The sequence below is a fragment of the Streptomyces sp. NRRL WC-3618 genome (genome assembly GCF_001280005.1).
GTDB lineage: Bacteria > Actinomycetota > Actinomycetes > Streptomycetales > Streptomycetaceae > Streptomyces.
In genome coordinates this window covers 1-6,915 of the sequence record NZ_LGDW01000129.1, presented here as the reverse complement: position 1 = coordinate 6,915, position 6,915 = coordinate 1, and the positions used below count along the sequence as shown (strand labels likewise).

6 protein-coding genes are annotated in these 6,915 nt (G+C 69.5%); all 6 read left to right on the top strand.

Features of this window, described 5'->3' with window-relative positions:
- Window positions 1–147: 147 nt before the first annotated feature.
- The gene (locus tag ADL01_RS15375) at window positions 148–1,515 is read left to right on the top strand and encodes a S53 family peptidase (RefSeq protein ID WP_053742552.1); all 1,368 of its coding nucleotides are present in this window, start codon (window positions 148–150) and stop codon (window positions 1,513–1,515) included.
- 463 nt (window positions 1,516–1,978) lie between these two features.
- Complete coding sequence (locus ADL01_RS15370; RefSeq protein WP_053742551.1) at window positions 1,979–2,287, top strand: hypothetical protein; 309 nt, start codon at window positions 1,979–1,981, stop codon at window positions 2,285–2,287.
- Between the two features lie 250 nt (window positions 2,288–2,537).
- Entirely contained in the window at window positions 2,538–3,425 is an 888-nt protein-coding gene (locus tag ADL01_RS15365) for a hypothetical protein (RefSeq protein ID WP_053742550.1), read from the top strand.
- On the top strand, window positions 3,415–4,755 hold the full coding sequence (locus tag ADL01_RS15360; protein WP_053742549.1) for a hypothetical protein: 1,341 nt from the start codon (window positions 3,415–3,417) through the stop codon (window positions 4,753–4,755). The genes ADL01_RS15365 and ADL01_RS15360 overlap by 11 nt, the downstream gene beginning before the upstream one ends.
- A gap of 14 nt (window positions 4,756–4,769) precedes the next feature.
- Complete coding sequence (locus tag ADL01_RS15355) at window positions 4,770–6,320, top strand: SCO6880 family protein (RefSeq protein WP_405777343.1); 1,551 nt, start codon at window positions 4,770–4,772, stop codon at window positions 6,318–6,320.
- A gap of 13 nt (window positions 6,321–6,333) precedes the next feature.
- A partial coding sequence (locus tag ADL01_RS15350; protein ID WP_234354643.1) for an ATP-binding protein occupies window positions 6,334–6,915 on the top strand: 582 nt, incomplete at its 3' end.

Genomic DNA, 6,915 nt, shown 5'->3' with positions numbered 1-6,915 from the left:
GCAACCCATCTTGTTGTCGCGTACTCAACAAGCGAGGGTTCGTCGCGGGCCGCCAACCCGCCGCCGGGGACACCGCACCGGCGGCAAGCACCTCCCCGCACCCCCACCCGCACCGCCCCTGACCACCCCCTCACAGGAGGCTGTACGTTGCGTACGTCACTCCCCACCAGCCACTCCACCCACGGCAGATGGCGCCGCACAGGCACCGCCGCCATAGCCACGGCAGCGCTCGCCCTCGCCGGACTCGGCACCGCGACCCAGGCCGGAGCAGCCACCTCCACGGCCTCCGCAACCCCCAAGGTCACCGCCAAGGCCATCGCCGCCCAGGTCGCCAAGGCCCACGTGAGCTACACCAGCCAGTGCGGCGCGGCCCCGGCGAAGGGCTTCGCCTCCTGCAACGCCCTACGCGTCACCGGCGGCACCACCGCCTTCCAGGAGGAGCAGGCGGCGAAGAAGGGCGCCACCCCCGCGACCATCAAGCCGCACGCCAGTTCGGCCACCCCCACGGGTTACGGCCCCAGCGACCTCCAGTCCGCCTATGGACTGACCTCCGCCGCCGCCTCCAACGGCACCGGCCGGACCATCGCGATCGTCGACGCCTACGACGACCCGAACGCCGAGTCCGACCTCGCGGCCTACCGCTCGCACTACGGCCTCCCCGCCTGCACCACGGCCAACGGCTGCTTCAAGAAGGTCGGCCAGACCGGCTCGACGACCTCCCTGCCCAGCGCCGACAGCGGCTGGGCCGGCGAGATCTCCCTCGACGTCGACATGGCGAGCGCGATCTGCCCGAACTGCAACATCCTGCTGGTCGAGGCCAAGTCGGCCTCGATGGCCAACCTCGGTACGGCCGTGAACCGCGCGGTCACCCTGGGAGCCAAGTACGTCTCCAACAGCTACGGCGGCTCGGAGTCCTCCTCCGACGCCGGCTACGACACCTCGTACTTCAACCACCCCGGCGTCGCCATCACGGTCAGCGCGGGCGACGAGGCCTACGGCGCCGAGTACCCGGCCGCCTCCAAGTACGTCACCGCCGTCGGCGGCACCAGGCTGTCCACCTCCTCCACCGCCCGCGGCTGGACCGAGAGCGTGTGGAAGACCAGCAGCACCGAGGGCACCGGCTCCGGCTGCTCCGCGTACGACGCGAAGCCCGCGTGGCAGACCGACACGAGCTGCGCCAAGCGCATGATCTCCGACGTCTCCGCCGTGGCCGACCCCGCGACCGGCGTCTCGGTCTACGACACCTACGGCGACGGCACCGGATGGGTCACCTACGGCGGCACCAGCGCCTCCGCCCCGATCATCGCGGGCGTCTACGCCCTCGCCGGCACCCCGGGCAGCAGCGACTACCCGGCGTCGTACCCCTACGCGGCGGCCGGCACCTCGGCGCTCAACGACGTCACGTCCGGCAACAACGGGACCTGCTCCACGAGCTACTTCTGCACCGCCAGGTCCGGCTACGACGGCCCGACCGGCTTGGGCACCCCGGAAGGCCTGAGCGCCTTCACCGGCTGACCTGAACCACCAGATCCAGCCAAAACACAACTCATCGCACAAACTGGGGAACGGGTCGCGGCCACCAGCCGCGGCCCGTCGCCATGTCCGGGGTCCGCGATAGCCTGGCCCTGGATACAGACCGTCAGAAGCGGCCCGTGACCACACCGGTGTTCGCAGCTGGCCATCGGTGGTCAACGACGGAACCACACCACAGGTTCCGCCCACACCTCATTGCCCGGCGTAACCTGCCGTGATACACAGAGTGACCATACGATCCGTTCAACCCCTCGCGTACCGTCCCGCGCTCCCTCCATAGGGTGCCGCGAGGGCCGGTGGCAAGGTATTCGTACGAAACCCGCCAATCAATGACTTCAAGTCGACGTCCGACAGGGTCATCTTCGGCGAGAATGGACCTGACCTCTGCACTGCGGCAGGGGGCGCGCGGAACTACCCGACAGGGGCGGTGACTTAGGTGAGTTACATGTGGCTTGCGGCCGAAAAAGGCGACATCAACACCATCATCGGCGGGATCGCTCCGGACTGGGGCCCCTTCGGCAGCCTGGGCACCGAAGCGAAGACGATGGTCCAGGTCGTCATGGCCGTGGCCATCCTGATGTGCCTGGGCATCGCGATCTGGGGTGCGGCAAAGCAGCGTATCGGCGCCACGGCGCTACGTGACACCTTCAGCGCGGAACAGGGCAAGGGCCTCATCATCGCGGGCCTGACGGGCGTGTTCATCATCGGCTCGCTCGGCACTCTCTTCACCATCGTGTACGGCATGGCCGTGTAGCGGGCGCCACCCGCGCGTGGCGCGTCTCGTCAGTCGGACCGCCGGGCGCACCCGGTTCTTCCCTCCACCATCCACCCACCCGTCGTGCCCACCGACTGAGGTTGCGTCTCCCTGATGTCGAGTCACCACACCGCGCCCGCCCGGGGACCAGCACGGCTACCGTCGTACTGGCACGCGTACCCGTACGCGTGGATTCGACGCGAGTTCGATACGAGTTCGTGCGAGACGAGTTCGAGGGGGCGGGCGCGCAATGAGCCTTGGTGACAGCCAGAGCAACGGCGACGCCACGCGCCCCGACGACGGCGGGTACGGCGGCACCGGCCAGACCCGGACCCGCTACCACGACCAGCAGACCGGCGGCCCCTACGGCGGCGCCCGGCGCCCCAAGTCGTCGCGGGGCATGGTGACGGGGGTGGCCGTGGTCGCCGCGCTGATCGCCGCGATCGCTTTCGCGAACCGTGGAGGAGACGATTCCTCTACGTCCGCGGCGCCCTCCACCAAGGGCAGCGGTTCCGGCAGCAACAGCGGCAGCGCCGGCCAGCCCGACGCGGCGCCCACCGCGGCCTCCGGCAAGCAGCCGGTCACGACGAAGAAGGCGGACATCCCGTCCGGGTTCGCGCACGACCGCCAGGGCGTCCAGTCCGCGGCGGCCAACTACGCGGTGTCACTGGGCTCCACCGGCATGTTCCGCAAGGACAGCCGGGACAAGATCATCGACACCTTCTTCACCGCCGAGGCCGCCGCCAAACTCAAGGCCCCCCTGGACAAGGCCTATTCGGCCAACCTGCTCACCAGACTCGGTCTCGACGCGCGCGGCAACGCCCCCGAGGGCAGCACGTTCGTCTCCCGGGTGACCCCGCTCGGTACGAAGACGGTGGCGTACGGCGGCAGCACCGCCACGGTGGAGGTCTGGTACGTCGGCCTGAGCGGCATCGCCGGCGACAAGTCCACGAACCCCGTCACCTCGTCCTGGAACACCTGGACGTACGACATGCGCTGGTCGGGCGACGACTGGAAGGTCGTCTCCTACACGGAGAAGGAAGGTCCGACCCCGGTCCCCGGCGACGGCCGGGCCGCCGGCTCCGACGAGATCAGCAAGGCCATCGACGAGTACGGAGGGTTCACCTATGCCCGGTAACACGCCAGGTAAGCCCCACCTCGTGCTCAAGCTCGCCGGCGCGCTGACAGCCGTACAGACGACGGCCGTACTCCTGGCGTCCCAGGCATACGCGGCACCGACACCGTCCCCCTCGCCGTCGGCATCACCAACGGCCGACAGCGCGAAGTGCGCGCTACTCACCGACAAGGCGAAGGAACTCTGCGAGAACGAGCAGGGCGCCGCCGGCAAGGGATCGCTCCCCAACCCCACCGCCACGCTCGACCCCCTGTCCTCCCTCGCCAAGGGCTGTGCCGACGCCGCCTCCTGGACGGTCGACAAGCTCAGCGAGGCCGTGAAGGCGACGGCGACCGTCGACTTCACCAACCAAAAGTTCCTCCAGCAGTACGCGGTCGTGTTCGCCGCGTCCACCGTCCTGACCCTGGTGCTGTGGCTGCTCGCGGTCGCCAAGCGGGCCATGCGGGGCGTCCCCCTCACCACGGCCGTCTCCGAGGCGATCGGCTTCCTCTGGCTGACCGTCCTGGCCTCCGCCTTCACGCCCCTCATCCTCTACACCGTCGTCTCGGCGACCGACGGCGTCACCGAGGTCCTCGCGAGCGCGACCGGCGACCAGACCGACACGTTCTTCGGCACCTTCTCCGGTGCTCTGGCCAAGGGCCGGGACATCGGCGGCGGCCCGATCATGCTGATCGTGGTGTCCATGGTGTCGATCCTCGCCGCCGGCATCCTGTGGCTGGAGCTCGTCATCCGGGCCGCCCTGCTGTACGTCGGCGCGCTGCTCGGCACGGTCGTGTACGCGGGGCTCGTCGACAAGAACCTGTGGGGGCACGTCCGCCGCTGGGCCGGCATCATGATCGCGGTCATCCTGGTCAAACCGGTGATCGCCATCGTCCTCGGCCTGGCCGGCGCGCTGTCCGCGAACGACGGCCCGGACTCCTTCTCGGCCGTCGTCTCCGGCCTCTCCATCATCCTTCTCGCCATCTTCGCGAGCGCGATGATCTACCGCTTCGTCCCCGGCTTCGGCGACGAGATCGCGAACTCCCGCAACAACCGCATCATGCAGGGCGCCGAAGGCAAGGCCGCCGCCGTCATCAGCTCCCCGGCGACCCTCGTCGCCCAGGGCATCAAGACCCACAGCAGCCGGGCGGACAACAACGGGGGCGGTGGAGGCGGCGGCCAGTCGTCCTCCGCACCGCGCCCCGCCAACCCCGCGTCCGGCGGCGTGGCCGCGCACAGCTCGCGGCCCTCGGGAGGCGGCGGATCTGTCCCCTCCGCCGCACCCCCGCCGCGCAGCGCCCCGCACGCCGGCAACAGCAACCGATCCAACCGCCCTGGAGGTGACGGGCGTTGACGACCGATTCCCATGTGGCCCACGTATCCCACACGGTCTCGCCCCGCCGTACGTATCTCATCGGCCGCGCCCGGCCGAACGCGATCGTCGGCCGAAACCGTGAGTCCGGCGAGATCGCGCTCATCATCGTGGGCGCCTTCCTCGGCATGGTGTGCGGCCTGGTCGTGCCCGTCCTGGCCCTGCGGATCGTGCTACTGACCGGCTTCCCGATGCTGGCCCTCGCGGTGGTGTACGTCCCGTACAAGCGCCGCACCTTCTACAAGTGGTTCGAGATCAACCGCAGTTACAAGCGCTCGCTCCGCCAGGGCACCGCCTACCGCAGCTCCGTCATGGAGGCCGGCACCCAGATCGACGGCCGCGAGGTCGAGATCGGCCCGCCGCCGGGCATCGGCCGCATCAACTGGCTCGCCGCCCCGTTCGGCCCGGACGAGATCGCCGTACTCCTGCACGCCGACCGCCGTACGGTGACGGCGGCGATCGAGATCGAGGGCCCGGGCGTCGGCCTGCGCGACAGCGAGGACCAGGAGGCCCTCGTCGACCGTTTCGGCACGCTGCTCAAGCACGTGGCGAACGGCGACGGCTTCGTCACCCGCCTCCAGATCCTCGCCCGCACCCTCCCCGCCGACCCGGACGCCCACGCCAAGGACGTGGCCGTACGCGGCGACGAGAAGTCACCGCCGTGGCTGCAGCACTCGTACGACCAGCTGCAGTCCATGGTGTCGACGAGCAGCGAACAGCACCGCGCGTACCTCGTCGCCTGTATGCACTTCAACCGTGAACTGGCCGCCGAGGCCCACACGATGGCTCGCGCGGCCCGCCCCCAGCACGGCCGGAAGGTCGACCGGGACGCCGGCCTCGCGGTGGTCATGGCCCGCGAGCTGACGGACATCTGCTCCCGGCTCCAGGAGGCGGACATCCGCGTCCGCCAGCCCCTCGGCCAGGGCAGACTGGCCTCCCTCATCCACTCCATGTACGACCCGGACCACCCCATCGACCATCTCCAGGCGATGACGAAGCGCAACGCCTGGCCGGCCGAACTGGACGCCATGGAGCCGACGTACCTCCAGGCGAAGACCCGCGAGTCGTCGACGCGCGCCCCCTGGTGCCACTCCACGGCGTGGGTGAAGGAATGGCCGATGACCCCGGTGGGCGTCAACTTCCTCGCCCCGCTCCTGGTCCACACCCCGGACGTCATCCGCACGGTGGCGGTCACGATGGACCTCGAACCCACCGAGGTAGCCATCGAACGCATGCTCACCGAAAAGACGAACGACGACGCGGAGGCGAGCCGAGCCGCCAAGATGAACCGCACGGTCGACCCCCGCGACATCGCCTCCCACAACCGCCTCGACCAGCGCGGCGAGGACCTCGCCAGCGGCGCGGCCGGCGTGAACCTGGTCGGCTACATCACCGTCTCCTCCCGCTCACCCGAGGCCCTGGCGCGCGACAAGCGCACGATAAGGGCGTCCGCGGGCAAGTCGTACCTGAAGCTGGAATGGTGCGACCGAGAGCACCACCGAGCGTTCGTCAACACACTCCCGTTCGCCACCGGAATCCGAAGGTAGGGCTGATGCGCTGATGCGGGACCCGCTGACCGCCCTCACCGACACCTTCACGTCGTTCCTCTTCGGCAAGGTCGAGACGACCCGCCTGCCCGTCCGCACCTCCACGGGCCAGGCCCAGGCCGTCTACCTCCCCACCGCCGCCCCCGGCCTCGGCGACTCCGGCGTCATCATCGGCCGCGAGGTGTACTCCGGGAAGGGCTACATCTACGACCCCTTCCAGCTGTACGGCCAGCAACTCCCCGCCCCGCACTGGCTGGTGCTGGGCGAATCGGGCAACGGCAAGTCAGCCCTCGAGAAGACCTACGTCCTACGTCAACTCCGCTTCCGGGACCGCCAGGTGGTCGTCCTGGACGCCCAGGGCGAGGACGGCGTCGGCGAATGGAACCTCATCGCCCAGGAGTTGGGGATAACCCCCATCCGCCTGGACCCCATGGCCGCCCTGGACATGGGCATCCGCCTGAACCCCCTCGACCCGGCCATCACCACCACGGGCCAAAGGGAATATTTAGGCTTAACGGGTGGTCCCGCCAGATTCACACGGGATTTCTCGGGCCCCGTGCTACTTGGGTGTCTCTCAAACGAGCCGTTGATGTTT

Bases quoted from the DNA above. Each gene is read 5' to 3' on its own strand.
- ADL01_RS15370 (WP_053742551.1), top strand. From the start codon at position 1,979: ATGTGGCTTGCGGCCGAAAAAGGCGACATCAACACCATCATCGGCGGG.
- ADL01_RS15365 (WP_053742550.1), top strand. From the start codon at position 2,538: ATGAGCCTTGGTGACAGCCAGAGCAACGGCGACGCCACGCGCCCCGAC.
- ADL01_RS15360 (WP_053742549.1), top strand. From the start codon at position 3,415: ATGCCCGGTAACACGCCAGGTAAGCCCCACCTCGTGCTCAAGCTCGCC.